This window comes from Rahnella selenatireducens (assembly GCF_046449555.1).
GTDB lineage: Bacteria > Pseudomonadota > Gammaproteobacteria > Enterobacterales > Enterobacteriaceae > Rahnella > Rahnella selenatireducens.
The window spans coordinates 14,429-40,144 of record NZ_JBKEZJ010000019.1 but is presented as its reverse complement, the minus strand read 5'-3'; the positions used below and the strand labels follow the sequence as shown (position 1 = coordinate 40,144).

Genomic DNA, 25,716 nt, shown 5'->3' with positions numbered 1-25,716 from the left:
GTTAAATCTCCGTTATTTGTCTGCAAGGCCGCGGGCGCAGAATGTCTGGAAGGCGATGGATTTTTCCACCGGATAGACTTCCTCACCGAGCATTTCGCGAATAATGGAACTGTTGCGGTAACACGCCATGCCCAGATCCGGCGTGACGAAACCGTGGGTATGCAGTTCGGCGTTCTGGACAAAAATCTGGTTGTGAGCGTCGATGCTGTAGTTGCGGTTGACGGCGTAGCGCCCGGCGTCATCCCACTGAATGCGGTTGTAAATACCTTCGATAAACTGCGGCGGCTGATAACCGTAGCCGGTGGCCAGCACCACGGATTCCGTCTGATGGTGATATTCCTGCTGCTGTTCGTGGTGAAGCAGCGTCATCTCCAGCTCGCCCTTGCGGTTACCCGTCAGCGCGGTCAGTTCAGAGTGCGTGTAGAGATCGACATTCAGCGGGCCATCAAGGCGTTTGGTGTACATCAGATCGTAGATGTCGTTGATCAGGCTGATGTTGATGCCTTTGTACAAGCCTTTTTGCTCGCGGTTCAGTTGGTCGCGCTTGGTCATCGGCAGGGCATGGAAGTAATCGATGTACTCCGGCGAGGTCATTTCCAGCGTCAGTTTGCTGTATTCCAGCGGATAGAAACGCGGCGCGCGGGTCACCCAGGTCAGGTGATAATCGTACTTGTCGATTTCGGAAAGCAGATCGTAATAAATTTCCGCCGCACTCTGGCCGCTGCCGACTACGGTGATGGATTTCGAACGCTGCATCCGCTCTTTGTTCGGCAGGTAGGCGCTGGAATGATGAACATTGCTGCCTGCTTCACGGGCGCAGGCAGGCATCCACGGCGACGGACCGGTGCCCAGTATCAGCCGTTTTGCGCGGTAGATCTGTTTCTCTCCGCCCTGTGTCGGACGCGCCTGCACCAGATAGCATTCGGTTTGTGCGTCCCAGGTCACCAGTTCCACGCGTGTGGAAAATTGCAGGCTGGTCAGCTGTTCACAAACCCACTGGCAATACTGGTTGAACTCTTTGCGCATCATGAAGAAGTTTTCACGAATATAGAAAGAGTACAGTTTTCCCCGTTGCTTCAGATAGTTGAGGAAACTGTAAGGGCTGGTCGGGTCAGCCAGCGTCACCAGATCGGCCATAAACGGCGTCTGCAAATGGGCGCTTTCCAGCATCATGCCGGTGTGCCAGTCAAAGCCGTCATTTTGATCTAAAAACAGTCCGTTCAGCGCTTTTACTGGCTCCGTCAGACAGGCCAGGCCGAGATTGAACGGGCCGATGCCAATCGCAATAAAATCGTAGGTTTGTTTATCTGCATTCAGTTCAGGGGAATTATGGCTCATGGTGCAACTCCTGTTAGCGGTTCTTCGCGGCGCTCAGCGCGGCGGCGGTCAGTTCTTTGCCGTAATGCGTGATAAGGCTGAGCACATCGGCGACGTCTTCCGTGGTGGTGGTCGGGTTGAGCAGGGTGAATTTCAGGTACTGGCGCTGATGCACTTTCGTTCCGGCAATCACGGCGCTGCCGTCGCGGAAAATGGCTTTACGGATGTCGGCGTTAATGGCGTCAATTTGCTCCTGACTCATCGACATGCGCGGGACAAAGCGGAACACCAGCGTGCTCAGTTCGGGTTTGTGCAACACTTCAATGTTCGGGTTTTGTTCCATCATCTGATGGGTTTCGGTGGCGCGTTCCAGCAGCACATCGAAGGATTCGCCCAGCGCTTGCTGGCCCATGATGCGCAGCGTCAGCCACATTTTCAGGGCGTCGAAACGTTTGGTAGTCTGGATACTTTTGTTGACCAGATTCGGCGTACCTTCCAGTTTTGCACTCAGCGGATTCAGGTATTCCGCGTGGTGCGTGACGTGTTCCAGATGGCGGTGGTCGTTGACCAGAAACGCACTGCAACTTACCGGCTGGAAGAAGGATTTGTGATAATCAACGGTCACGGAATCGGCCAGATGAATCCCTTCAATGCGCTGGCGATGCTGCGGGGAAACCAGTAAACCACAGCCGTAAGCGGCGTCGGCGTGCATCCAGATTTTCTCTTTGCGGCAGATATCCGCAATTTCATTGAGCGGATCGATACTGCCGAAATCAGTGGTGCCCGCCGTGGCCACAATGGCAATCGGGATCAAACCTTCTGCGTGACAGCGTTCGATTTCCTGTTTCAGCGCGCTGATATCCATACGGAATTTCTCGTCACAGGCGACAGGCACAACGGCGTCATAGCCGAGGCCGAGCAGGGCGGCAGATTTCTGAATGCTGAAATGGCTGACCTGTGAACTGAAGATGCGCCAGCGGTTAGCTTCCGGCGGTAAGCCCTGATATTTGATGCTGTGCTGCGGACGCGTGCGCTTGCAGTGACTGTCGCGCGCCAGCAACATCGCCATCAGGTTCGATTGTGTGCCGCCGCTGGTGAAAATGCCGTCCGACTGCGCGCCAAATCCGATGCGTGCCAGCGTCCAGTCGATGACCTTTTGCTCAATTAGCGTGCCGCCTGCGCTCTGATCCCAGGTATCCACGGAAGAGTTGATCGCGCTGATAAAAAGCTCCGCCAGTTGCGACGGGACGACGGTCGGGCAGTTGAGATGTGCGAGGTATTTTGGGTGATGGAAATAAACAGCGTGCTGAAGATATAAATCATCCAGCTCTTCCAGTGCCAGCCGTGTTCCGGCCAGCGGTTTAGTTAAATCAATATGGCGAAACTGTTCGGCTAATTCGGCAGGAGAGACACCGGAAAAAGGCTTTTCAGTCTGATTAATATGGGACTTAATTAATTCAATCCCTTGCTCAATCTGTGCCTGCCAGTCCGGTGTGCTATTTTGATTGAAAATATACCCCTGATTCTTGCTTAATTTTTCCTGAGCAGGCGTGAGGTTATTCGCGCTGTCCTGCATTAATTCCCAATTATTTATCTGGCTCATTCTTGACCCTTTTTAATCTGACCTTTTCATCGGGAGCAGGCGCGGGGCGACCTCCCGAATGTATTAAGGAAATTTCAGTGAACGTAAGCGTTAGCGGGCAGGGCACATGGCCACGCCTGTTAAGTGTGTTGTTGAATATTTTTCTTTATAAGAAATTGCAGGTTATTTGTCTTGTCTGATTTCCTTTGTGCGGATTTATACAAGGTTTTAACGATTGGGAATCATTATAAATGCAAATCATTATCATTCAATAACGACATTGAACATTTAGCAAATGCCTGTGTTTTTGATGTTTTTATGTGATCGCAGTCACATAAAAATGTAAATCCGCTAGTGAATACGCTTAATCCTATGAGAGGAGTCTGGTTTTATTATTCAATTCGGTGCTTTGTAAATGGCCGTGCATGATACAAAAAGTTATATTTAGCCATAATAAGTGCAGGTGTAATTTGTTTTAACAACGGTGAATTATTGTGATGCAGGAAAGTATTTCCATCAGATGGCAAAATAATGATCAAATTAAGAACGTTAAATGCCTTGTTTCAGCATGGGAATAAAGGGAGTAAATGAAGGGAATTAAAATGGCCGATCATAATGACCGACCATTGAGTTATATTTTATTACATTTAGCGATTAATCCACACGCAGTACGCGGCTGGTATTGGTGGTGCCGATGGTGCTCATGACATCACCTTGCGTGATGATCACCAGGTCTCCGGAAAGCAGATAACCTTTATCACGCAGCAAATTCACCGCGTCCTGAGCGGCTGCAACACCGTCATTCACGCTGTCGAAAAAGACGGGTGTGACACCACGATAAATGGCGGTCAGGTTAAGCGTGTGCTCGTGGCGGGACATGGCGAAAATCGGCAGACCGGAGCTGATGCGTGACAACATCAGTGCGGTGCGTCCAGATTCTGTCATGGAGATAATCGCCGTGACCCCTTTCAGGTGGTTCGCCGCATACATAGCCGACATGGCGATGGCTTCTTCGGTGTTATCGAATTCAACGTCCAGACGGTGTTTGGAAACGTTGATGCTTGGGATTTTTTCCGCACCGAGACAAACACGCGCCATCGCGGCCACCGTTTCCGACGGATACTGACCAGCAGCCGTTTCGGCAGATAGCATCACGGCGTCGGTTCCGTCGAGTACGGCGTTTGCGACGTCCATGACTTCCGCACGGGTTGGCATCGGATTGGTAATCATTGATTCCATCATCTGCGTCGCGGTGATCACAGCGCGGTTAAGCTGGCGGGCACGGCGGATCAGTTTTTTCTGGATACCCACCAGTTCCGGGTCACCAATTTCAACGCCCAGGTCACCACGGGCCACCATCACAACATCGGAAGCGAGAATGATGTCATCCATCGCCGCGTCGGTCGCGACGGCTTCAGCACGTTCAACTTTAGAAACTATTTGCGCATTACAGCCGGCATCGCGTGCCAGACGGCGTGCGTAGTTAAGATCTTCACCCGTGCGTGGGAATGAAACTGCCAGATAATCTACGTCCATTTTGGCCGCAGTAATAATGTCTGCTTTATCTTTTTCAGTCAGGGCTTCAGCGGAAAGACCGCCGCCCAGCTTGTTGATGCCTTTGTTGTTGGACAGCGGCCCGCCAACGGTGACTTCGGTGAACACTTTCATGCCCTGAACTTCGAGCACTTTCAGCTGCACGCGGCCATCATCAAGCAGCAGAATGTCGCCCGGAACCACGTCGGCAGGCAGACCTTTATAGTCGATACCCACTTTCTCTTTATCGCCTTCACCCTTGCTCATGTTGGCGTCGAGCAGGAATTTGTCGCCGATATTCAGGAACACTTTGCCTTCTTTAAAGGTCGATACGCGGATTTTTGGACCTTGCAGATCGCCAAGAATAGCTACATGGCGGCCAAGACGGGCGGCGATTTCACGCACTTTGTTGGCGCGCAGGATGTGGTCTTCAGGGGTGCCGTGGGAGAAATTCATACGTACAACGTTTGCACCGGCGGCAATAATTTTTTCGAGGTTATTGTCGCGGTCTGTTGCAGGACCGAGGGTGGTAACAATCTTGGTTCTTCTGAGCCTTCTGGACATGCCTTACTCCGTTAACTGGTGAAGCAATTATTGTGCAAAAAAACAGCGGGTCCACATTGGGTCGAGGTGTAATTGTAATACAAAAGGGTTTCACCTGTGTGACCCGCTGACCTCTTGTCTGACATTTGTCCTGCGCACTTTGCGCGTAGATTTTTCGCCAGACTCCCTATTAAATCGTTGGTGCTCAATTAATATATTTGGTGAATAATTTGCTGCCTGCCGCCCAGCATGACGTCATTCCAGCAGGTTAGGAACGACAATACCCTTATCAAAGCGCGATTCTTTCAACGCTTCTTTGACCCGCTTCAGGTTATCTCTGAATTTTGCGCCACGGCGCAAGGTAAAACCGGTGGCCAGCACGTCGATCAGCGTCAGTTGTGCAATCCGCGAGACCATCGGCATATAAACGTCGGTATCTTCGGGGACATCGAGCAGCAGTGCGAGGGTGGCCTCGTGCGCCAGCGGCGTATTAAAAGAGGTGATCGCAATGACTGTGGCATCGTTTTCGCGGGCAAGCTGCGCGAGTTCCACCAGATTTTTGGTGCGTCCGGTGTGAGAAATCAGCACAACAACATCGCCTTCGCTGGAATTCATGCAACTCATGCGCTGCATGACGATGTCATCGAAGTAGACCACGGGAATATTGAAGCGGAAAAACTTATTCATGGCATCATGCGCGACGGCGGCGGAGGCCCCCAGCCCGAAGAAAGAAATCTTCTTGGCCTGCGTGAGTAAATCGACGGCGCGGTTGATGGCGGCGATGTCCAGGGTGTTTTTCACCTGATCGAGGCTGGCCATCGCAGATTCAAATATTTTACTAGTGTAAGCGCTGACGCTGTCGCTTTCATCCACGTTACGGTTCACATAAGGCGTACCGTTTGCCAGACTTTGTGCCAGATGCAGTTTAAAATCTGGAAACCCTTTTGTGTCGAGACGTCGGCAAAAACGGTTTACAGTAGGTTCACTGACGTCGGCCATACGGGCGAGAGTGGCAATACTGGAATGAATAGCAATGTGCGGCGATGCGAGGATAACTTCTGCAACTTTGCGTTCTGACTTGCTCAGAATGTCAAGGCTGGTCTGGATTTTTTCCAATGTATTCATAAGCATGCCACTCATAGGTTTCAACGATTTCTATGAAAAGAGGAAATCGTTCTGATTTGATGAAAATATACTACGCGCCTCAGGCCGTTGGCAGCGTCAGTCAGGCGAATTTACGGCTTTTTTTGTCAGAGTTTGACCGAGATCTAACTTTCAGTATGGTAAATTCTGTTCAGTTTTGTCATAAAATTACAGGATGCGGTTTGTTTTTCGTGCGTCTGGAATACGTATGATAAAAACAGGGTTTTATCAGCAGGTTATCACGCTGTCAGATCAAGGTTTACGGCTTACTGGCAATCAGAGTACATTGTTGCTGAAATAAAATTACAATATGTACCCGAGATAATTCGAGTTGCAGCTCACGCAAAGGCAACCAGAAATAGATTAGGTATTCCTGCATTGAGGAGAAGAACATGGCGGTAACTCAGACAGCCCAGGCTTGTGATCTGGTAATTTTCGGTGCAAAAGGCGATCTTGCGCGTCGTAAGCTGTTGCCTTCCCTGTATCAGTTAGAGAAAGCAGGTCACATTCACCCTGACACCCGCATCATTGGTGTTGGGCGTGCGGAATGGGACAAAGCGGCCTATACCGAAGTGGTTAAAGAAGCACTGACCACCTTCATGAAAGAAAAAATTGATCCGGAACTGTGGGATAAACTCAGTGCCCGTCTTGATTTCTGTAACCTTGATGTCAACGATCTGAAGCATTTCAAAGTGCTGGGCAAAATGCTTGATCAGCAAAACCGCGCCACCATTAACTACTTTGCGATTGCGCCAAGCCACTTCGGTGCGATTTGTCGTGGTCTGGGTGAAGCAGGGCTGAACAAAGAACCTGCGCGCGTTGTGATGGAAAAACCGCTGGGCCACTCTCTGGAGTCTTCTCAGGTCATCAACGATCAGGTAGCGGAATATTTCGCCGAATCTCAGGTTTACCGTATCGACCATTATCTGGGTAAAGAAACGGTACTGAACCTGCTGGCGCTGCGTTTTGCCAACAACCTGTTTGCCAGTAACTGGGATAACCGCACTATCGATCACGTGCAGATCACCGTGGCTGAAGAAGTGGGTATCGAAGGCCGCTGGGGTTATTTCGATGACGCGGGCCAGATGCGCGACATGATCCAGAACCACTTGCTGCAAATTTTGACCATGATTGCCATGTCGCCTCCGGCGGATCTGAGCACCGACCGTATTCGTGATGAAAAAGTGAAAGTTCTGCGTTCGCTGCGCCGCATCGACCAGTCAAATGTGCGCGAAAACACTGTGCGTGGCCAGTACACCGCCGGTTTCGTTCAAGGCAAAAAAGTGCCGGGCTATCTGGAAGAAGAAGGTGCGAAAAAAACCAGCAGCACCGAAACCTTTGTGTCTATCCGTGTGGATATCGACAACTGGCAGTGGGCTGGCGTGCCGTTCTACCTGCGTACCGGTAAACGTCTGCCGACCAAATGTTCAGAAGTTGTGGTGTACTTTAAGAGCCCGGCGCTGAACCTGTTCCGCGATTCTTATCAGCAGTTGCCGCAGAACAAACTGACCATTCGTCTGCAACCGGACGAAGGTATCGAAATCGAAGTGCTGAACAAGGTTCCGGGTCTGGAACACAAACATCGTTTGCAGACAACCAAACTGGACCTGAGCTTCACCGAAACCTTCAACGAGCAACACATCGCTGATGCCTACGAGCGTCTGCTGCTGGAAACCATGCGTGGGATCCAGGCGCTGTTCGTACGCCGTGACGAAGTGGAAGAAGCCTGGAAATGGGTCGACTCCATCATGAATGCTTGGGCGGCGGAAAGCGAAGCACCAAAACCGTATCAGTCCGGCACATGGGGGCCGGTGGCTTCTGTGGCCATGATTACCCGTGACGGCCGTTCCTGGAACGAGTTTGAGTAACCGGTAATCCTTTAAAAAACGCTGCCTGTGCAGCGTTTTTTTATGACACATCAATTCTTTTAGCAGTTAGGAATAGTAGTATCTCGTCGAATCGGGTGTGGTCGGTTTCTGACAACGTTTTTTCTTTTTGAAAAGTTGCCAGACCCTGTGGCAGGGGCGCGCCATCAATCACAACGGTGCCTGCGGGCATGAACGGAGAACAAGATGAAAAACTGGAAAACAAGCGCGGAACAAATTCTGACCTCAGGGCCGGTTGTTCCTGTGATTGTTATCAACAAACTGGAACACGCCGTTCCGCTGGCGAAAGCGCTGGTTGCCGGTGGTGTGCGGGTGCTGGAAGTGACGCTGCGTACCGCCTGTGCGATGGACGCAATCCGTGCGATTGCCAAAGAAGTGCCGGACGCCATTATTGGTGCGGGCACCGTTCTCAATCCTGAGCAACTGGCTGAAGTCACCGAAGCGGGCGCTCAGTTTGCAATCAGCCCTGGCCTGACAGACGCTTTGCTGAAAGCGGCAAACGCCGGTTCTATCCCGCTGATTCCGGGGATTTGCACCGTATCAGAACTGATGATGGGGCTGGATGCCGGTCTGCGTGAATTCAAATTCTTCCCGGCGGAAGCTAACGGCGGCGTGAAAGCGTTGCAGGCGATTGCCGGTCCGTTCCCGCAAGTGCGTTTCTGCCCGACTGGTGGGATTTCACCGGCGAACTACCGTGATTATCTGGCACTGAAAAGCGTGCTGTGCATTGGCGGTTCATGGCTGGTGCCTGCGGACGCGCTGGAAAGCGGCGATTACGCGCGCATCACACAGCTGGCAAAAGAAGCCGTTGCGGGCGCAAAAGCGTAATCCCCCTCATCTTTCGGACCGCCTCTGCGTTGGCTTTCCTCGCAATTCCGGTCACATACTGTATGTATGTTCCCGGGGATACACTCAGTTGCCGTCTTGATGCGATCCTAATGTTTTAGGATATTTCAAAATGTGAAAACCTCCCGCGGGAGGTTTTTTTTATCTCTGAGATCCGGCGCTTAGCGTGCGGCGATGATCTTAATTTCGATTTTGTATTTCGGGTTCATCAGGTTGGCCTGCACGGTGCAGCGAACCGGCGCGTTACCCGGAGACACCCACGCATCCCAGGCTTCGTTCATTGCCGGAAAATCTTCCTTGTGAACCAGAAACAGCGTGGCATCGAGAATTTTGCTCTTGTCGGAACCGGCTTCTGTCAGCACGGCATCGATGATGGCCAGCGTTTCAGCGGTCTGATCTTTCGCATTCGCATCCAGATTTTCCGGCACCGCCGTGTAGTAAATGGTCCCGTTGTGGATAACCACATCGGACATGCGTGGCTCAGGTCGGATCCGTTCGATAGTCATACTGTTGTGCTCCTGTTAGTCACTTTTTATTGATGGCGGTAAGGGTATCACAAAGGTTCGCGGCGTTGGATTGGCAGATGACGGTAGCGGTGAGGGCATTCGGTTGGCATAATCACTGCTGATCCGTACAGGTAGAGAGATTCAGTGACAGACGATTTTGCAACAGACGGCGCCCTGGCGCAGAAAATTGAAGGTTTCAAACCCCGTGAACCGCAGCGTCTGATGGCGCAGGCCGTCAGTAAAGCCATCAGCGGGAAACAGGGGCTGGTCGTCGAGGCCGGAACCGGAACCGGGAAAACCTACGCCTACCTCGCACCGGCATTACGTTCGGGCAAAAAAGTCATCATTTCTACCGGCTCGAAAAATTTACAAGATCAGCTCTATTCCCGTGACCTGCCGAAAGTCGCTTCTGCGCTGCAATTTAAAGGCCGTCTGGCATTGCTCAAAGGGCGTTCTAACTATTTGTGTCTGGAACGTCTGGAGCAACAATCACTTTCCGGTGGCGATCTCGCCAGTCAGGCGCTCAGCGAACTGGCGCATCTGCGGCACTGGTCGAGCAGTACGGAAGAGGGCGATATCAGCACCTGTACCGTAGTGCCGGAAGACAGCTTTGTCTGGCCGCTGGTGACCAGCACTAACGATAACTGTCTGGGGAGTGACTGTCCGCTGTACAAAGAATGTTTCGTTGTCAAGGCCCGCCGTAAGGCGATGGACGCTGACGTCGTGGTTGTTAACCATCACCTTTTTATGGCCGATATGGTGGTCAAAGAGAGCGGCTTCGGTGAGCTTATCCCGCAGGCCGACGTAATGATTTTCGACGAAGCCCATCAGATCCCCGATATCGCCAGCCAGTATTTTGGTCAGCAGGTGACCAGCCGTCAGTTGCTGGATATGGCGAAAGACATCACCATCGCGTACCGCACGGAAGTGCGTGATTCGGTGCAGTTACAGAAAAGCGCCGACCGCCTGAGCCAGAGCACGATGGATTTCCGTCTGGCGCTCGGTGAGCCGGGTTTTCGCGGCAATCTGCGCGATGTGCTCAGCCAGCCTGCCATTCAGCGCGCGCTTTTACTACTCGATGACGCGCTGGAGCTTTGCTACGACGTGGTCAAACTCTCTCTCGGACGTTCAGCCTTGCTGGACGCAGCCTTCGAACGCGCCACGCTGTACCGCAACCGTCTCAAGCGCCTTAAAGATGTATCGATTCCCGGCTACAGCTACTGGTACGAATGTAACTCCCGCCATTTCGTTCTGGCACTGACGCCGCTGTCAGTGACCGATAAATTCAGCGAAATGATGAAAGAAAAACCGGGCGCGTGGATTTTCACTTCAGCCACGCTGTCAGTGAACGATCAGTTACATCATTTCACCGAACGTCTCGGGCTGGATGAGGCCGAAACATTGCTGCTGCCCAGCCCGTTTGATTATGCCAAACAGGCGCTGCTGTGTGTGCCACGCTTCCTGCCTGAGTCGAACGGTCAGGGCAGTTCCAAGCAACTGGCGCGTATGTTGCGACCGCTGATCGAAGCCAACAAAGGCCGTTGTTTCTTCCTATGTACGTCGCACAAAATGATGCGTGAGCTGGCAGAAGAATTCCGCGCCAGCCTTACGCTGCCGGTGTTGTTGCAGGGCGAAACCAGCAAAGGCCAGTTACTGGCGCAGTTTGTCGAAGCAGGCAATGCGTTACTGGTAGCAACCAGCAGTTTCTGGGAAGGCGTTGACGTTCGCGGCGACGCGCTGTCGTGCGTCATTATCGATAAATTACCGTTTACCTCGCCGGACGATCCGCTGCTGAAAGCGCGCATTGAAGATTGTCGTTTGCGCGGCGGTGATCCGTTTAATGACGTACAATTACCGGATGCGGTCATTACGCTCAAACAAGGCGTCGGGCGTCTGATCCGCGACACCGATGACCGCGGCGTGATGGTGATTTGCGACAACCGTCTGGTCATGCGCCCGTATGGCGAAGTTTTCCTCAACAGTTTGCCGCCGACGCCGCGTACACGTGATCTTGCACAAGCGATACGCTTTTTACAGAACGTGGAAGAGCAGAAATAGCCTTCACGTTATGTTAGGATAGCGCCCCGAAAAAAGGCCCTAACTTATTCATTTCCCCGCCTGAGGTTTGGCATGTCCACGCGAATTTTAGCAATTGATACGGCGACAGAAGCCTGTTCGGTTGCGCTATACAATGAGGGCGAAACGCTCGCTCATTTTGAACTCTGCGCCCGCGAACATACGCAGCGTATTTTGCCGATGGTGCAGCAGATCCTCGCCGAAGCGGGCCTGACGCTCACTCAGCTCGATGCGCTGGCCTTTGGTCGCGGGCCGGGCAGTTTTACCGGCGTGCGTATCGGTATCGGCATGGCGCAGGGATTGTCGCTGGGCGCTGAACTGCCTCTTCTGCCGGTTTCCACCTTACAGACCATGGCGCAGGGCGGTTACCGCCAGACCGGCGCTGAAAACGTGCTGGCCGCCATCGATGCGCGTATGGGCGAAGTGTACTGGGGCGAGTTTTCCCGGAACGCTCAGGGCGTCTGGAGTGGTGAAAACACCGAGAAAGTGATCAAACCTGAACAACTTATCGGGCAGGCCGCTTCTCTGACGGGGCGTTTTGCGACCGTCGGCACCGGCTGGGAAGCCTATCCACATTTGCTGGGTGAATCTCCGGTTGCAGAATTATTTGATGGCAAAATGTTACTGCCGCACGCGGAAGATATGCTGCCGCTGGCGCTCCAGCTCTGGGAAAACGGTGTTCGCGTTAATCCTGAGGATGCTGAACCCACTTATCTGCGTAACGAAGTTACGTGGAAAAAGCTGCCGGGCCGGTAAGTTACCGCAACTTGTGTACTTAAAAGTGGTCAAAAATAAAAGTATGCACAGGAGTCATCACAATGCGTAAGTGGTCAGCAGTCCAGCAGTTTTCGGTTCAGACAGGTAAGAAATGGGCGTTCAGCGCTGTCGCGCTGAACGTTCTGGTGTTGTCAGGATGTGTCACCGTTCCGGATGAAATCCGCGGAACCACGGCAACACCGCAAATGAATTTACAGGCCGTACAGGGCGCACCTAACCTGTATGTCGGGCAGGAGTCGCGTTTTGGCGGCAAAGTGGTGACTGTCACCAATTTGCAGAATAAAACACGTCTCGAAATCGCCACAATGCCGCTTGATGACGGCGCACGACCTATTCTTGGCGCGGCGTCTCGTGGCCGCATCATGGCCTACATCAACGGTTTCGTCGATCCGGTGGATTACCGCAATCAGCTCGTGACCGTGGTTGGCCCGATCACCGGTGTTGAAAAAGGCACAGTAGGGCAGACGTCCTATGATTTCGTGACAATCAACGTCAACAGTTATAAACGCTGGCGTATCGAGCAACAGGTGGTGATGCCGCCTCAGCCGATAGGCCCGTGGGGCTGGGGATACGGGGGACCGTACGACAGCTGGGGGCGAGGGTTTGGGCCCGGTTGGGGTCCCGGCTGGTATGACATGGGGCCCGCACGGGTCCAGAGCGTCGTCACCGAATAACCGGCATGACCACGGCGCGTCACCGCCACACGGTGGATTCCCTCTGAAAGGGCCACCACCTCAGGCCGTAATGAAGGCACCTCCGGCTCATCCGGTGCCACCGCCGCCGAAAAAGTAATGTCAGACAAGATCGTTGTTAAGGCGGCTTAATTGCCGCCTTTTTCTTTTTAAACCATGGACGGTGTGGCTAACGAAGGGCACAGAAAAAGTGACCCGCCTCTCAACCTCGACATTGTTTAAAACACAACTGGTAAGCTGAGTTAAAATATTGTTAAAGACGTGATAAAACTCGTCAAATTGAGATGGCAACAGTACATGATTTCAGGAGTGATACCTTGGAAAAGGTTTGGCTAAAACGTTATCCGGCAGATGTTCCCGAGAACATCGACCCAGACCGCTACAGCTCGCTGGTCGAGATGTTTGAGAACGCCACGCTGCGCTATGCTGACAGCCCGGCGTTTATCAACATGGGCGAGGTCATGACGTTCCGCAAACTTGAGGAGCGTAGTCGTGCTTTTGCGGCTTATCTGCAAAACCAGTTAGGGCTGAAAAAAGGCGATCGCGTCGCCCTGATGATGCCTAATCTGCTGCAATATCCGATTGCGCTGTTTGGCGTATTGCGCGCAGGCATGGTCGTCGTGAACGTCAACCCGCTGTATACGCCGCGCGAGCTGGAACATCAGCTTAATGACAGCGGCGCCAGCGCCATCGTGATTGTGTCCAACTTTGCCCATACGCTGGAAAAAGTGGTCTACAAAACGCAGGTTAAGCACGTGATCCTGACCCGTATGGGCGATCAACTTTCTGCGGCAAAAGGCACGCTGGTTAATTTTGTTGTCAAATACGTCAAACGGTTGGTGCCTAAATATCACCTCCCGAACGCGATTTCCTTCCGCAGTGCCCTGCAATACGGGCGTCGTTTGCAATATATCAAACCCGATATCATCAATGATGATCTGGCATTTTTGCAATATACCGGCGGAACAACCGGTGTGGCGAAAGGCGCGATGCTGACGCACCGGAACATGCAGGCCAATCTGGAGCAGGCAAAAGCAGCGTACTCACCGTTGCTGCAACCGGGCCATGAACTGGTGGTGACGGCACTCCCGCTCTATCACATCTTTGCGCTGACGGTGAACTGCCTGTTGTTCCTCGAACTGGGGGGCAAAAGCCTGCTGATTACCAATCCGCGTGACGTGCCGGGCATGGTGAAAGAGCTGTCGAAATATCCGTTCACCGCCATCAGCGGGGTGAATACGCTCTTCAACGCGCTGCTCAATAATGAAGATTTCCGTGAACTGGATTTCTCGACACTGCGCCTTTCGGTCGGCGGCGGAATGTCGGTGCAGAAATCGGTTGCCGATAAATGGGAAAAGCTGACCGGCAAGCATTTGCTGGAGGGTTATGGCCTGACGGAGTGCTCGCCGCTGGTCGCGGGCAATCCGTACGACCTGAAACATTACAGCGGTAGCATCGGTTTACCAGTGCCGTCTACGGAAGTGCGTCTGGTGGACGATAACGGCCAGGATGTTGCGCCGGGTCAACCCGGAGAGCTGTGGGTGCGCGGGCCGCAGGTGATGCTGGGCTACTGGCAACGGCCTTCGGCGACCGATGAGGTGCTAAAAGATGGCTGGTTATCGACGGGCGATATCGTTACAGTGGACGAGCAGGGCTTTTTGCGGATTGTTGATCGTAAAAAAGACATGATTCTGGTGTCCGGTTTCAACGTCTATCCCAACGAGATTGAAGAGGTGGTTTCACAACATGACAAGGTGCTCGAAGTTGCCGCCATTGGTGTGCCAAACGAGTCATCGGGTGAAATCGTCAAAATTTGCGTGGTGAAGAAAGACCCGTCACTGACCAGCGAAGAACTTCTGGCGCATTGCCGCCGGTTATTAACCGGTTACAAAGTACCGAAGATTGTTGAATTTCGCGATGAGTTACCGAAGTCAAATGTCGGTAAGATCCTCAGACGCGAGCTTCGCGATGAGCAGGCAAAACCGAAGGACGATCCGAAGCAGGATGCGGCGTAACGTTTGCCCGCTGCGCTGTGATGGTCACTCTCAACGCCGGATCTGTCCGGCGTTGTCACGTTATAACGCATTAATATTAAGAGAATTAAGATTTGAATTATCAGTTGATCACGACCAATGACGCGCTGGAGCAGGTTTGTCTTCAGGCCAAAGCGCACAGTAAAATCGCGCTGGATACCGAATTCGTTCGTACTCGCACTTATTACCCGCAACTCGGGCTCATCCAGTTGTATGACGGTGAACGTCTGACGCTGATTGATCCGCTGCCGATTACCGCCTGGCAGCCTTTTATCGATTTGCTGGTCAATCCTGATGTCGTGAAATTCCTCCATGCCGGTAGTGAAGATCTGGAAGTGTTCCTCAACGCTTTTGGCGTGATGCCTTCTCCGCTGATAGATACGCAAATTCTTGCCGCCTTTAGCGGACGTCCGCTGTCTTGCGGGTTTGCCCGTCTGGTGGCAGAAACGACCGGTGTTGAACTGGATAAAAGCGAATCGCGCACCGACTGGATTGCCCGTCCTCTAAGCGAAAAGCAGTGTGTCTATGCCGCTGCCGATGTCTGGTATCTTCTGCCACTTGCCGATCAGCTGATGCGTGAAACCGAAGAAGCGGGCTGGATGGATGCGGCACAGGACGAATGTCTGGCGTTGTGCCGCCGTCGTAAAGAAGTTCTGCAACCTGAACTGGCCTATCTGGAAATTGGCAATGCGTTCCAGTTGCGTCCACGTCAGCTGGGTTGTCTGAAGTTGCTGGCCGCCTGGCGCCTCAATCAGGCGCGTCAGCGTGACCTGGCCGTCAACTTTGTGGTGCGTGAAGAAAACCTCTGGCAGGTAGCCCGCTATCAGCCTAAATCGCTGGGTGAGCTGGAAGCGCTTGGCCTGAGCGGCCCGGAAATCCGTTACCATGGCCGCACGTTGCTGGCGCTGGTGGAAGAGTCTGAGGCATTGCCAGAAGACGATTTACCTGCCCCGATTGCAAATCTGATTGATCAGCCGGGTTACCGCAAAGTCTTCAAAGACATCAAAGCGCTGATCCAGACCGTGAGTGAAGAGAGCGGATTAAGCGTCGAGCTGCTGGCCTCGCGCCGGCAGATTAATCAGTTATTGAGCCGCCACTGGAAGTTAAAAGAGAAAGAATCACAACCGGAATTAATCAGCGGCTGGAGAGGAAAACTTCTGGCGGAAGGGCTTAACGAAATTCTCAGTCAATATTGATTGGCCTGCTGCGCTTAAAATAGCGGGACAGAAAAACAAAATAAAAGGCGGAGATTTTCTCCGCCTTTTATTTTTGCATATATGTGCATATCCAAATAATAGTGAAGGATTGAGATCGGCTTATGTAATCACACTAAGGATATTATTAGCCACTCTGAATGGGATGAGTCTTAATCATAATTTTGGATAATAAAGAGAACAGGGCACGGGACAATCTATTTAGTGGCAATATATACAGTAGTGAGGGCGGAAGAAATATTTCTTATGGCAGGGAACAGGGCAGTGATTTAGTAGCCCCCTGATGAAACAGGGGGCGCTATGCTGAAAAAAACACCTGTAAGCAGACTGATGTCATTTAGGCGCTTCTTCCGATTCTGACTCTGGCAAGGTGACGTTAAGTTCCAGTACGGAAATATCGTCACCTTTTTGCTCGAACTGAACCTGCAACATTTCGGGGTCAATCTTGATGTACTTACAGATGACCGCCAAAATATCGCGTTTCAAATCAGGTAGATACGATGGTTCACTATCCCCTCGACGCCGTTCGGCTACGATGATCTGTAGCCGTTCCTTGGCTATATTGGCTGTCGATTTTTTGCGGGACAGAAAGAAATCTAACAATGCCATGGTTTATCCCCCAAAAAGGCGTTTCAGGAAACTCTTCTTCTCTTCCTCAATAAAACGGAACGCACGTTCTTCACCAAGCAGACGGCTAACGGTATCGTCGTACGCTTTCCCTGCATCAGATTCCTGATCCAGAATGACCGGTTCGCCCTGGTTGGACGCACGCAGTACGGACTGGTCTTCAGGAATAACACCGATCAGAGGAATACGCAGGATTTCCAGCACATCTTCCATGCTCAGCATGTCGCCACGGCTGACACGGCCCGGGTTGTAACGGGTGAGAAGCAGATGTTCTTTGATAGGGTCTAAGCCCTGTTCCGCACGACGGGATTTTGAAGACAAAATGCCCAAAATGCGGTCGGAGTCACGGACGGAAGAAACTTCCGGGTTGGTCGTAATGACCGCTTCGTCGGCAAAATACAGCGCCATTAATGCGCCAGTTTCGATACCCGCAGGGGAATCGCAAACCACGAAGTCAAATTCCATTTCGGCAAGATCATTAAGGATCTTTTCTACGCCTTCGCGGGTCAGTGCGTCTTTATCACGGGTTTGCGAAGCCGGAAGAATAAACAGGTTTTCAGTGCGTTTATCTTTGATAAGCGCCTGATTCAGCGTGGCATCACCCTGGATCACGTTGACGAAATCATAAACCACGCGGCGCTCACAGCCCATAATCAGATCGAGATTACGCAGACCGATATCGAAATCGATAACAACGGTCTTTTTACCTTTTTGAGCTAAACCGGTAGCAATGGCCGCGCTTGAAGTGGTCTTGCCAACGCCCCCTTTACCCGATGTAACAACTATGATGCGTGCCATGAATGGATTCCTTGTCGAAAGGGCTTAGTTTAAAGGTTGTATGGTTAACACATTATTTATCAGGCTGAGGCGCGCGGCCTGACCGAGGTAATCGGTCGGGATTTGATCACTCAGCCAGTATTGCCCTGCGATAGAGACTAGTTCAGCGCCTAAATGGGTGCAAAAAATCTGACAATTTGCATCACCTGCTGCACCAGCCAGCGCTCTTCCACGCATCATACCGTAGATGTGGATATTGCCATCGGCAATCAGTTCCGCACCTGCGCTGACACTACTGGTCACGATAAGATCGCTGTTACGGGCGTAAATTTGTTGGCCGGATCTGACCGGAGTACTGACAATGCGGGTTTTCGCCGGAGCATTGTCGGGCACGACAGGAACCGGTGGTTCTGCGGCGATGCGCTGGGCGCGGCCTTCACTGAGCAGCGGCAAACCGGTGCGGGAAAGTGCGCGTTTTTGCCCTTCGTCTTTACAACCACTGATGCCCACAACGCGAAAACCTGCAGAAGCGACAGCCTGTTGAATGTCTTTCCAGTTTGCTTCGCCGCTCAGCGAGGCAACGTTGATAACAACAGGGGCATTCTTCAAAAAGGCCGGAGCTTGCTCCACTTTTTCCTGTAATGCCTGATAAATAACCTCCGGTTGTGAACTATGTAAATGAACAACCGATAAGGTAAAACTGCTGCCTTTTAGTTCTATTGGCGATTGTGACATCTATCCTGACTCAGTCTCAGCAACTCTAAATCCCCGGAATACCACTCGGGGGGCGATATTCCGATGTACGTTAAGCATGTTATAGTTACAGTTATATCTAGGCAAGCCACCGTTTCAATAAAATAGAGTTAAAAAAATGCTTTGTGTGATCTATAGAAGTACTAAACGCGACCAAACTTATCTGTATGTCGAAAAAAAAGACGATTTCTCTCGTGTGCCTGAAGAATTACTCAAAGGTTTTGGTGTGCCACAGTTCTCAATGATGCTCAATCTGGCCGGACGCGAAAAATTAGCGTCAGCGGATATTTCAAAAGTGCGTCAGGCTCTCGAAGAACAGGGATATTATCTGCAGGTTCCACCGCCGGTAGAAAGTTTATTGAATATTCATCTGACTGACGCGAGTAAATAACGCATTCCTGACATTTGTTTCGGCATTTCACGCACTTTCGGACGTCATGACTTGCAATCATCGCTGGAGTACTCAAAGCTTACAGCGATGATCCATTTGCAGATGTGATAAGGAAGAATTTGATGAAATTGTCGGCACTGGCCGTGTTAACCCCGCTGATTATTCTTAGCGGTTGTGCAGCGCAGAAGGCAACCTCAGGACAAACTACGCCGCAGGCTGCGGCAACGACACAACCTTCAGCCGCCGCTCCGGCTGCTACGCCCGGCAAAACATCGCTGGCAGAACAGGGAAGAGACCCCGCAGAGTTCCCCGCGTATGTAGAAAAACTGAAAGCGCAGGCTCTGGCGCAGGGCATCAGCCAGCAAACCATCGACGCTACTTTCGCGAACATTCATTTTGTTGACCGTGTGATTAACTCCGATCGCAACCAGCTGGAAAAGAAAATCACGCTTGATGATTATCTGACCCGCGTCTTGCCGGAGTGGAAAATCAAACAGGGCCAGACGCAATACCAGAATAATTTACCTGCACTTCAGCAGGTCAGCGACCGTTATGGCGTTCAGCCGCAATACATCGTGGCACTGTGGGCGATGGAAAGCAGCTTCGGCAAAATTCAGGGCAAGGAAGATGTCTTCTCCGCGCTGGCGACGCTGGCCTTTGAGGGGCGTCGTGAAGCGTTCTTTACCAAAGAATTTATGGCAGCGCTCAAAATCGTCGATTCAGGTCATGCAACAGCTGACATGATGAAAGGCTCCTGGGCCGGTGCGATGGGGCAGTCGCAGTTTATGCCGACGTCCTACCTGAATTACGGCGCCGACGGCAACGGCGACGGCAAAATCGATATCTGGAAAAATACCGATGATGTCTTTGCGTCTACCGCGAATTACCTGTCGAAAGAAGGCTGGAAACGCGATCATGGCTGGGGACAGGAAGTGAAATTGCCAGCAGGCTTTGACGGTAGTCTGGCAGGCCTGAAAAACAACCAGATGCATCCCGCCAGTTACTGGCAGCAAAGGGGCGTCACACAGACAGATGGCAGCCCGCTGGCATCCACGGCAACCCGCGCATGGATTATCACACCGGATGATACGCAAGGGCGCGCATTCCTGGTTTACGATAACTTCCGTACTATCATGCATTGGAACCGTTCAACCTATTTCGCACTGAGCATCGGCATGATGGCGGATGGCATCATGGGCTCGCAGGCGTCGGTTGTTTCAGGTGAAGCCGCTCCGACTGGCGCGTCTGCGCCTTCCGCACCGTTAGCGCCAGCTCCGCGCAATCCGTTCAGCGGCTGATTTTTCTAAAAGGAGTGGCTGTATGTATCAACACAGAGACTGGCATGGCGCGTTACTGGATTTCCCGGTGAACAAAGTCGTGTGTGTGGGCAACAACTATGCCGATCACATCAAAGAAATGGGCAGTCAGATTTCCGCCGAACCGGTGGTATTTATCAAACCGGAAACGGCGCTGTGCGATATCCGTCAGCCGCTCGCGATCCCGAAAGATCTGGGTGCGGTACATCACGAAGTTGAGCTGGCCGTGCTAATCGGCACACCGCTCAAACAAGCCACGGAAGATCGCGTTGCCAATGCCATCGCCGGTTATGCGCTGGCGCTGGATTTAACGCTGCGCGATTTGCAGACAAAATTCAAAGCGGCGGGGCAGCCGTGGGAAAAAGCCAAAGGCTTCGACGGTTCCTGCCCGATCAGCGGATTTATTCCGGTGAGTGAATTTGGTGATGCGCAGCAGGCTGATTTGCATCTGCTGGTAAATGGCGAAATGCGGCAGGAGGGGAATACCCGCAACATGTTAACGCCACTATTGCCGCTCATTGCCTACATGAGCCGTTATTTCACGCTGCGTGCAGGCGACATCATTCTGACCGGTACCCCGCAAGGCGTCGGGCCGCTGAAAGCGGGTGACGAAATTGTGGCTACACTTAACGGTAAGTCTGTTTCAACCCGCGTGATCTGAAACATACCCTCTCTCCGCCGGAGCAGCTTTCCGGCGGCTTTACTTGCATCTGCAGGCTAAAGCGTCTATATAAGCACCCTCATTTTATTTATACCGGATGCACATTATGACTGAACCCGCTTTTTGGCAGCAAAAAACGTTGTCTGAAATGACTGACGAAGAATGGGAAGCATTGTGCGACGGTTGCGGGCAATGCTGCTTACATAAGCTGATTGATGAAGATACCGAAGAAATTTACTTCACCAACGTTGCCTGTAACCAGCTCAATATCAAATCCTGTCAGTGTCGTAACTACGAGCGCCGTTTTACGCTTGAAGAGGACTGCATCAAGCTGACCCGCGAAAACCTGACCACCTTTGACTGGCTGCCGCCGACGTGTGCTTATCGCCTGATTGGCGAAGGTCGTCCGTTGCTTCCGTGGCACCCGCTGCTGAATAAAGCCTCTAAATCAGCGATGCATACGGCGCAAATCTCCGTGCGTTATATTGCGGTTCGCGAAGATGACGTGGAAGATTGGCAGGATCACATTATGAATAAGCCAAGCTGGGCGAGATAACTCACTGAAAGGAAATAAGAAAGAATTTCAGGCGTGAGAGTGTGGGGCAGAGACGGGGCAGGCCCGCTACGTGGAGTTCAAAATCCTTCTGATTCCCTGCCTCTCCCGTGTTATCGGGATGCAATGATTTACTTAAAAATTCCGTAGACTACCGTTCCCGCAATAACCCAGAACGCGACACAGGCTGTCACGCAGATTACCCAAACGGCCCAAACGGGGAGTTTGTTTAAACGTTCTAACCCCATATTTGCTATCACCTCTGATTTTAGACATAAAAAAGCCCCGGCAAGCGCCAGGGCGTAATACTTATCATACATTCATTTTTATATTTCTGAATCGGGTCTGACGCCATTTAATGCATTCAGCGCTTCCGCATCCAGTTCCGGATCGGCTTTATCGATCAGTCGGGTAATTTCAATCAGTGCCTGGAATTGTTCAAACAAAAGTGTGGCATCCGATTTAAGAACATCATCTGCGGAATCCAGCACGGAATTGATCGCTTTGTTCACGCTTTCGATGGCTTCCTGCGGACCGCCATTTTTGCCCACGGTAAGGAAAACAGCACTCAGCAAAAGCGACTGAGCTTCAACCTGCGCGGTCAGCTGTTTTGCATCCACCTCCATCCGGGAAATTTTTGCGACCATGCTTAATATAATATTTTTCATTGCTACCCCTTCAGAGACAAATGTTGAATCGCCTCCACATTTCTACGCCAGGTTCGAAAATCTTCATAATAAAATTTGAAAAAAATGAGCGGCTGCACAGGCCGCTCATTGATGGGAGTAAACCGGCAACAGTTTACGGCGCGGTTTTATCCGCGTCCGGGTGGTTTTTCCCTTCTTCTATAAAGTCTTCGTCAATCATATCGGTATTATTCTGATGCTCGCGCCCGGAAAGAATATTCCAGCAGGCGATGAACAGGGCTGCAATCAGCGGACCGATAACAAAGCCGTTGATACCATAAACTTCCATCCCGCCCAGCGTGGTGATCAGAATGAGGTAATCCGGCATTTTGGTGTCTTTGCCAACCAGCAGTGGTCGCAAAATATTATCGACAAGACCGATAACCACGACGAAGAAGACGATGAGGAAAATCCCCTGCCACAACATGCCGGAGGCGAAGAAGTAGATCGTTGCCGGAACCCAAATGATCGCTGAACCGACCGCAGGGATGATCGACAGAAACGCCATCAGCGCGCCCCACAGCAGGCTGCCATCGAGTCCCGCAATGTAGAACGCCAGCCCGCCGAGCGCACCCTGAACGATTGCCACAACCACTGTGCCCTTCACCGTTGCACGCGAAACGGCGGCAAACTTCATGAACAAATGATGTTTCACATGGCGTGAAAGTGGCAGGGCTTCCAGCGTCAGATTCACCAGATACGCGCCATCTTTAATCAGAAAGAACAGAATATACAGCATGATACCGAAACCGACGACAAAGCCGAATGTGCTCTTACCAATTACGAAAACGCTGCCTGCCAGATACTGACTGCCCTGTAACGCGACGTCTGAAAGTTTTTTCTGAATCTCAGCCGTGCTGTCTAAATTGTGGTCCGCAAGGAAGTGACGCGCCCACCTTGGTAAATGATGGATAGTGTCCGACACCAGCGTTGGCAGCTGCGATTCATTTCCCTGAAGTTTGGTGTAAACCGTATTGAACTCAATGGCCAGCGAAGAGGTGATAATCGCCAGTGGCGTGAAGACAATCAGGCAAATAATCAGCACGGTCAGCAGTGAGATCACGCCGTTGCGGTCACCGACAAATTGCTTCAGCCGTTTTTTCATCGGATTAAAAATTACCGCCAGAATAATCGCCCATAGTACGGAAGAATAGTAAGGCCTTAATACATCCAGGAAGGCCAACGTCACAATGAAAAGGATCGTAATAAAGAAACCCTTTGAAAACCCTTTAACCACCATATCTCTTCCTCTGTTGAGCGTTTTAGCTCTCGTAGCATAGAACTCATTGCCGTTTTTACAACTATCGATCTTTTTTCGTGCGGTAGTGTTTTTCATTTCCTCTGAAAAACGCCATAAAAAAAGCGCCCTGAGGCGCTTTTATCGTCGACATGTCTGTAATTAACGGCCGAACAAATCACGACGTTTTGGTTTTACGAACTGGGCCAGTAACACCAGGATCCCGATGATCATAAAGACGCTGAAGACAACGACCAGCCACTGAGGCATCCCCAGAGACAGGAATTCCCACTGTTTCTCAGCACAATCACCGCTGGCAATGAACATCCACGGGAACCATTTGTCCAGTGGCAACCAGGTCGGGAAGCGGGCTGCAAAATCGCAGGTGGCGAACGGAGAAGGGTGCAGCTGAATCATAGTATGTTCCCATGACAGGCGAATTCCTTCATATGCGCTGTAAAGCCAGATAAGGATACCGGCGTAACGCAACCAGGTCGCCGGAGCAATTGCGCCCACAACACCCGCAGCCAGTATGCCCATCAGCGCACACCGTTCGTAGATACACATGACGCACGGTTTAAGTAACATCACGTGTTGGAAATACAACGCAACCAGCTCAAGCGCCAGAGCGGTCAGAGCCATCAGAAGCCATGCACCGCGGCCTTGCGAGCAACGGTTAAGATATTGCAACATAGAAATTTTTTCCCTGCAGTTAGCTACTGACACGCAGTGTAAACCAATTGGACCCCGCTGCCAGCCTGTCTCCATAAATATTCGGTAAATAATTAATATAAATCGGACAATTCGACTTTAAATTCGGCTATTTTCTGAGTCGAAGCTTAGGCACAGAATTACCGACCTGATCCTCGTGCCGGTCAATGTAACGGGGAAAGTGCCAGCCATCCCATGTCGGTGTACCACTGCGTTATTTCCGGCAGCAGGAATTGCACACAAAGCAGACCTGCGAGCGTCATCACAATCGTGTAAGGCAGAGCCATCCACACCATCCGGCCATACGAAAGGCGGATCAGCGGGGCAAGGGCTGACGTCAGCAGGAACAGAAATGCCGCCTGACCATTCGGTGTCGCGACGGAAGGCAGGTTTGTGCCGGTATTAATGGCGACCGCCAGCATCTCAAACTGTTTCAGATTAATGGCACCGTTTTCGAGCGCGGATTTCGCTTCATTGATATAAACAGTGCCGACAAACACATTATCGGAAACGGAAGAAAGCAGTCCGTTGAACAGATAGAATAGCGAAAGCTGATTGGCTGGCGCAGATTGCAGCACGAAATTCACAATCGGGCTGAATAAGTGCTGATCGACAATCACGGCGACTACCGCAAAAAATACCACCAGCAGCGCGGTAAACGGCAGGGAATCCTGAAACGCTTTGCCGATCGCATGTTCGTCCGTCACGCCGCAAAATGCCGTTGCGAAGATAATTACGGACAGCCCGATCAGCCCGACTTCGGCCAGATGAAACGCCAGCGCGAAAATCAGCCAGACGCCAATCAGCGCCTGAACGGTCAGTTTGATACGTTCCTGGCGGGTGCTGTTTTCAGTGTTTTTCTGGTCGTACTTTTTGAGAACCTCGAAGACCGGTTGTGGCAACCGTGCGCCATAACCAAACAGGCGGAAACGTTCGAGCAGCGCACAGACAATAAAACCGCAGATAAACACCGGCACGCTGACGGGAGACATGCGGATCAAAAAGTCGGTGAATTGCCATCCGGCGGCTTTTGCGATGATCAGGTTCTGTGGTTCGCCGACCATCGTCATAACACCACCCAGCGCGGTGCCGACACCGGCGTGCATCATCAGGCTGCGTAAAAATGCGCGAAACTGTTCCAGTACGCCGCTGGTTTCTGCATTTCCGCCCTGAGCGGACGCGACGTTGTGATAAATCGAATAAAACCCTACGGAAACGCTGATGACCACGGCAATGACCGTCAGCGCATCCAGGAAGGCGGAAAGGAAAGCGGCGGCGAAACAAAACGCCAGCGAGAGGGCGATTTTATTGCGCAGGTTTAGCAGAAGTTTGGTGAAAACCGTCAAAAGCAGCTGTTTCATAAAGTAGATACCGGCGACCATGAAAATCAGCAGCAAAATCACTTCCAGATTGCCCGCCACTTCTTCGCGAACCCTTTCAGCACTGGTCATACCTATCATCACGGCTTCAATGGCCAGCAAGCCGCCCGGTTGCAGCGGATAGCATTTGAGCGCCATACCGAGCGTAAAAATAAATTCGATCATCAGTAACCAGCCCGCTAAGAAAGGGCTGATCAGAAAGAACACCAGCGGGTTAATAATCAGAAAGGCCAGAATGGCTATTTTGTACCAGCCAGGGGATTGCCCGAGAAAGTTTTTAATAAATGCGTGGCGGAAAGTTGTGTCCATATTCCCCAAAGGTCCTGTATGGTTATTTTATCGCGGTATCAAAAAGATAGACTAGTGTAATCCTCCGGGGAAAGATTTTCTCCTGCGGTGGGGAAATAATAAGTCCTTAAAAAAAGGGAAATTCTGCCAACCCCTGCACAGTTTCAACATTAGTTCTGCCTGAGCGCT

At 51.7% G+C, this 25,716-nt stretch carries 23 protein-coding genes; 11 read left to right on the top strand and 12 right to left on the bottom strand.

Translation table 11 applies throughout. The features are described from left to right. Positions 1-12 precede the first annotated feature (12 nt). The 4 genes from ACLBVC_RS22045 to ACLBVC_RS22030 all read right to left on the bottom strand — a co-directional run bounded on the left by ACLBVC_RS22045 (position 13) and on the right by ACLBVC_RS22030 (position 6,100). Positions 13-1,338 carry a lysine N(6)-hydroxylase/L-ornithine N(5)-oxygenase family protein gene (locus ACLBVC_RS22045; protein WP_410151401.1) on the bottom strand — a complete coding sequence of 442 codons (1,326 nt, stop codon included), beginning with the start codon at positions 1,336-1,338 and terminating at the stop codon, positions 13-15. Positions 1,339-1,351: 13 nt separating this feature from the next. Next, positions 1,352-2,920: a pyridoxal phosphate-dependent decarboxylase family protein gene (locus ACLBVC_RS22040; protein ID WP_410151400.1), complete on the bottom strand. Its 1,569-nt coding sequence runs from the start codon at positions 2,918-2,920 to the stop codon at positions 1,352-1,354. 633 nt (positions 2,921-3,553) lie between these two features. After that, positions 3,554-4,996 (bottom strand): pyruvate kinase, encoded by a 1,443-nt coding sequence (gene pyk, locus ACLBVC_RS22035; RefSeq protein ID WP_410151399.1) that lies wholly within the window; start codon positions 4,994-4,996, stop codon positions 3,554-3,556. Between the two features lie 234 nt (positions 4,997-5,230). Further along, complete coding sequence (locus ACLBVC_RS22030; protein WP_104924695.1) at positions 5,231-6,100, bottom strand: MurR/RpiR family transcriptional regulator; 870 nt, start codon at positions 6,098-6,100, stop codon at positions 5,231-5,233. Between the two features lie 410 nt (positions 6,101-6,510). Here ACLBVC_RS22030 and zwf point away from each other — a divergent pair, with 410 nt between their 5' ends. Both zwf and ACLBVC_RS22020 read left to right on the top strand, forming a co-directional pair. Continuing rightward, positions 6,511-7,986 (top strand): glucose-6-phosphate dehydrogenase, encoded by a 1,476-nt coding sequence (gene zwf / locus ACLBVC_RS22025; RefSeq protein WP_152327060.1) that lies wholly within the window; start codon positions 6,511-6,513, stop codon positions 7,984-7,986. Positions 7,987-8,190: 204 nt separating this feature from the next. Further along, positions 8,191-8,832: a bifunctional 4-hydroxy-2-oxoglutarate aldolase/2-dehydro-3-deoxy-phosphogluconate aldolase gene (locus ACLBVC_RS22020; protein WP_410151398.1), complete on the top strand. Its 642-nt coding sequence runs from the start codon at positions 8,191-8,193 to the stop codon at positions 8,830-8,832. A gap of 179 nt (positions 8,833-9,011) precedes the next feature. Here ACLBVC_RS22020 and ACLBVC_RS22015 read toward each other — a convergent pair whose 3' ends face one another. Further along, the gene (locus ACLBVC_RS22015) at positions 9,012-9,356 is read right to left on the bottom strand and encodes a RidA family protein (RefSeq protein WP_410151397.1); all 345 of its coding nucleotides are present in this window, start codon (positions 9,354-9,356) and stop codon (positions 9,012-9,014) included. Between the two features lie 144 nt (positions 9,357-9,500). On the opposite strand from ACLBVC_RS22015, the gene ACLBVC_RS22010 reads away from it, so the two are divergent. The 5 genes from ACLBVC_RS22010 (at position 9,501) to rnd (ending at position 16,130) form a co-directional block, all read left to right on the top strand. Beyond that, positions 9,501-11,414, top strand: coding sequence for an ATP-dependent DNA helicase (locus ACLBVC_RS22010; protein WP_195815242.1), 1,914 nt, complete (start codon positions 9,501-9,503; stop codon positions 11,412-11,414). 72 nt (positions 11,415-11,486) lie between these two features. Next, a complete protein-coding gene (gene tsaB, locus ACLBVC_RS22005; protein WP_410151396.1) occupies positions 11,487-12,188 on the top strand; it encodes a tRNA (adenosine(37)-N6)-threonylcarbamoyltransferase complex dimerization subunit type 1 TsaB in 702 nt (233 codons plus the stop codon). 62 nt (positions 12,189-12,250) lie between these two features. Beyond that, on the top strand, positions 12,251-12,883 hold the full coding sequence (locus ACLBVC_RS22000) for a Slp family lipoprotein (RefSeq protein ID WP_410151395.1): 633 nt from the start codon (positions 12,251-12,253) through the stop codon (positions 12,881-12,883). A gap of 335 nt (positions 12,884-13,218) precedes the next feature. Continuing rightward, a complete protein-coding gene (fadD, locus tag ACLBVC_RS21995; RefSeq protein ID WP_410151394.1) occupies positions 13,219-14,916 on the top strand; it encodes a long-chain-fatty-acid--CoA ligase FadD in 1,698 nt (565 codons plus the stop codon). A 92-nt stretch (positions 14,917-15,008) separates the two neighbouring features. Next, positions 15,009-16,130: a ribonuclease D gene (gene rnd / locus ACLBVC_RS21990; RefSeq protein WP_410151393.1), complete on the top strand. Its 1,122-nt coding sequence runs from the start codon at positions 15,009-15,011 to the stop codon at positions 16,128-16,130. Between the two features lie 351 nt (positions 16,131-16,481). Here rnd and minE read toward each other — a convergent pair whose 3' ends face one another. From minE to minC, 3 genes are read right to left on the bottom strand one after another with little or no spacing between them, the layout of a single operon-like run. Next, the gene (minE, locus tag ACLBVC_RS21985) at positions 16,482-16,757 is read right to left on the bottom strand and encodes a cell division topological specificity factor MinE (RefSeq protein WP_104921763.1); all 276 of its coding nucleotides are present in this window, start codon (positions 16,755-16,757) and stop codon (positions 16,482-16,484) included. A gap of 3 nt (positions 16,758-16,760) precedes the next feature. Beyond that, entirely contained in the window at positions 16,761-17,573 is an 813-nt protein-coding gene (gene minD, locus ACLBVC_RS21980) for a septum site-determining protein MinD (protein ID WP_410151392.1), read from the bottom strand. 24 nt (positions 17,574-17,597) lie between these two features. Continuing rightward, positions 17,598-18,287, bottom strand: coding sequence for a septum site-determining protein MinC (gene minC, locus ACLBVC_RS21975; protein WP_410151391.1), 690 nt, complete (start codon positions 18,285-18,287; stop codon positions 17,598-17,600). A 136-nt stretch (positions 18,288-18,423) separates the two neighbouring features. On the opposite strand from minC, the gene ACLBVC_RS21970 reads away from it, so the two are divergent. The 4 genes from ACLBVC_RS21970 (at position 18,424) to ACLBVC_RS21955 (ending at position 21,229) form a co-directional block, all read left to right on the top strand. Beyond that, positions 18,424-18,696: a YcgL domain-containing protein gene (locus ACLBVC_RS21970; protein WP_410151390.1), complete on the top strand. Its 273-nt coding sequence runs from the start codon at positions 18,424-18,426 to the stop codon at positions 18,694-18,696. 122 nt (positions 18,697-18,818) lie between these two features. Continuing rightward, on the top strand, positions 18,819-19,994 hold the full coding sequence (locus tag ACLBVC_RS21965) for a lytic murein transglycosylase (protein WP_410151389.1): 1,176 nt from the start codon (positions 18,819-18,821) through the stop codon (positions 19,992-19,994). 22 nt (positions 19,995-20,016) lie between these two features. Next, complete coding sequence (locus tag ACLBVC_RS21960; RefSeq protein WP_410151388.1) at positions 20,017-20,673, top strand: fumarylacetoacetate hydrolase family protein; 657 nt, start codon at positions 20,017-20,019, stop codon at positions 20,671-20,673. A gap of 106 nt (positions 20,674-20,779) precedes the next feature. After that, positions 20,780-21,229: a YcgN family cysteine cluster protein gene (locus ACLBVC_RS21955; RefSeq protein ID WP_101080018.1), complete on the top strand. Its 450-nt coding sequence runs from the start codon at positions 20,780-20,782 to the stop codon at positions 21,227-21,229. A gap of 323 nt (positions 21,230-21,552) precedes the next feature. Here the strand turns inward: ACLBVC_RS21955 and iraP are convergent, their stop codons facing one another. The 4 genes from iraP to nhaB all read right to left on the bottom strand — a co-directional run bounded on the left by iraP (position 21,553) and on the right by nhaB (position 25,548). Then, entirely contained in the window at positions 21,553-21,894 is a 342-nt protein-coding gene (iraP, locus tag ACLBVC_RS21950) for an anti-adapter protein IraP (protein WP_152327073.1), read from the bottom strand. A gap of 133 nt (positions 21,895-22,027) precedes the next feature. Then, positions 22,028-23,152, bottom strand: coding sequence for an AI-2E family transporter (locus ACLBVC_RS21945; protein WP_410151387.1), 1,125 nt, complete (start codon positions 23,150-23,152; stop codon positions 22,028-22,030). 159 nt (positions 23,153-23,311) lie between these two features. After that, a complete protein-coding gene (gene dsbB / locus ACLBVC_RS21940) occupies positions 23,312-23,842 on the bottom strand; it encodes a disulfide bond formation protein DsbB (protein WP_410151386.1) in 531 nt (176 codons plus the stop codon). Positions 23,843-24,024: 182 nt separating this feature from the next. Next, positions 24,025-25,548, bottom strand: a complete 1,524-nt coding sequence (gene nhaB, locus ACLBVC_RS21935; RefSeq protein ID WP_410151385.1) for a sodium/proton antiporter NhaB — start codon at positions 25,546-25,548, stop codon at positions 24,025-24,027. Positions 25,549-25,716: the final 168 nt, after the last annotated feature.

Excerpts from the sequence above, each read along its gene's own strand:
- ACLBVC_RS22045 (WP_410151401.1), bottom strand. The coding sequence starts at position 1,338 with ATGAGCCATAATTCCCCTGAACTGAATGCAGATAAACAAACCTACGAT.
- ACLBVC_RS22040 (WP_410151400.1), bottom strand. The coding sequence starts at position 2,920 with ATGAGCCAGATAAATAATTGGGAATTAATGCAGGACAGCGCGAATAAC.
- pyk (WP_410151399.1), bottom strand. The coding sequence starts at position 4,996 with ATGTCCAGAAGGCTCAGAAGAACCAAGATTGTTACCACCCTCGGTCCT.
- ACLBVC_RS22030 (WP_104924695.1), bottom strand. The coding sequence starts at position 6,100 with ATGAATACATTGGAAAAAATCCAGACCAGCCTTGACATTCTGAGCAAG.
- zwf (WP_152327060.1), top strand. The coding sequence starts at position 6,511 with ATGGCGGTAACTCAGACAGCCCAGGCTTGTGATCTGGTAATTTTCGGT.
- ACLBVC_RS22020 (WP_410151398.1), top strand. The coding sequence starts at position 8,191 with ATGAAAAACTGGAAAACAAGCGCGGAACAAATTCTGACCTCAGGGCCG.
- ACLBVC_RS22015 (WP_410151397.1), bottom strand. The coding sequence starts at position 9,356 with ATGACTATCGAACGGATCCGACCTGAGCCACGCATGTCCGATGTGGTT.
- tsaB (WP_410151396.1), top strand. The coding sequence starts at position 11,487 with ATGTCCACGCGAATTTTAGCAATTGATACGGCGACAGAAGCCTGTTCG.
- ACLBVC_RS22000 (WP_410151395.1), top strand. The coding sequence starts at position 12,251 with ATGCGTAAGTGGTCAGCAGTCCAGCAGTTTTCGGTTCAGACAGGTAAG.
- minE (WP_104921763.1), bottom strand. The coding sequence starts at position 16,757 with ATGGCATTGTTAGATTTCTTTCTGTCCCGCAAAAAATCGACAGCCAAT.
- minD (WP_410151392.1), bottom strand. The coding sequence starts at position 17,573 with ATGGCACGCATCATAGTTGTTACATCGGGTAAAGGGGGCGTTGGCAAG.
- minC (WP_410151391.1), bottom strand. The coding sequence starts at position 18,287 with ATGTCACAATCGCCAATAGAACTAAAAGGCAGCAGTTTTACCTTATCG.
- ACLBVC_RS21970 (WP_410151390.1), top strand. The coding sequence starts at position 18,424 with ATGCTTTGTGTGATCTATAGAAGTACTAAACGCGACCAAACTTATCTG.
- ACLBVC_RS21965 (WP_410151389.1), top strand. The coding sequence starts at position 18,819 with ATGAAATTGTCGGCACTGGCCGTGTTAACCCCGCTGATTATTCTTAGC.
- ACLBVC_RS21960 (WP_410151388.1), top strand. The coding sequence starts at position 20,017 with ATGTATCAACACAGAGACTGGCATGGCGCGTTACTGGATTTCCCGGTG.
- ACLBVC_RS21955 (WP_101080018.1), top strand. The coding sequence starts at position 20,780 with ATGACTGAACCCGCTTTTTGGCAGCAAAAAACGTTGTCTGAAATGACT.
- iraP (WP_152327073.1), bottom strand. The coding sequence starts at position 21,894 with ATGAAAAATATTATATTAAGCATGGTCGCAAAAATTTCCCGGATGGAG.
- ACLBVC_RS21945 (WP_410151387.1), bottom strand. The coding sequence starts at position 23,152 with ATGGTGGTTAAAGGGTTTTCAAAGGGTTTCTTTATTACGATCCTTTTC.
- dsbB (WP_410151386.1), bottom strand. The coding sequence starts at position 23,842 with ATGTTGCAATATCTTAACCGTTGCTCGCAAGGCCGCGGTGCATGGCTT.
- nhaB (WP_410151385.1), bottom strand. The coding sequence starts at position 25,548 with ATGGACACAACTTTCCGCCACGCATTTATTAAAAACTTTCTCGGGCAA.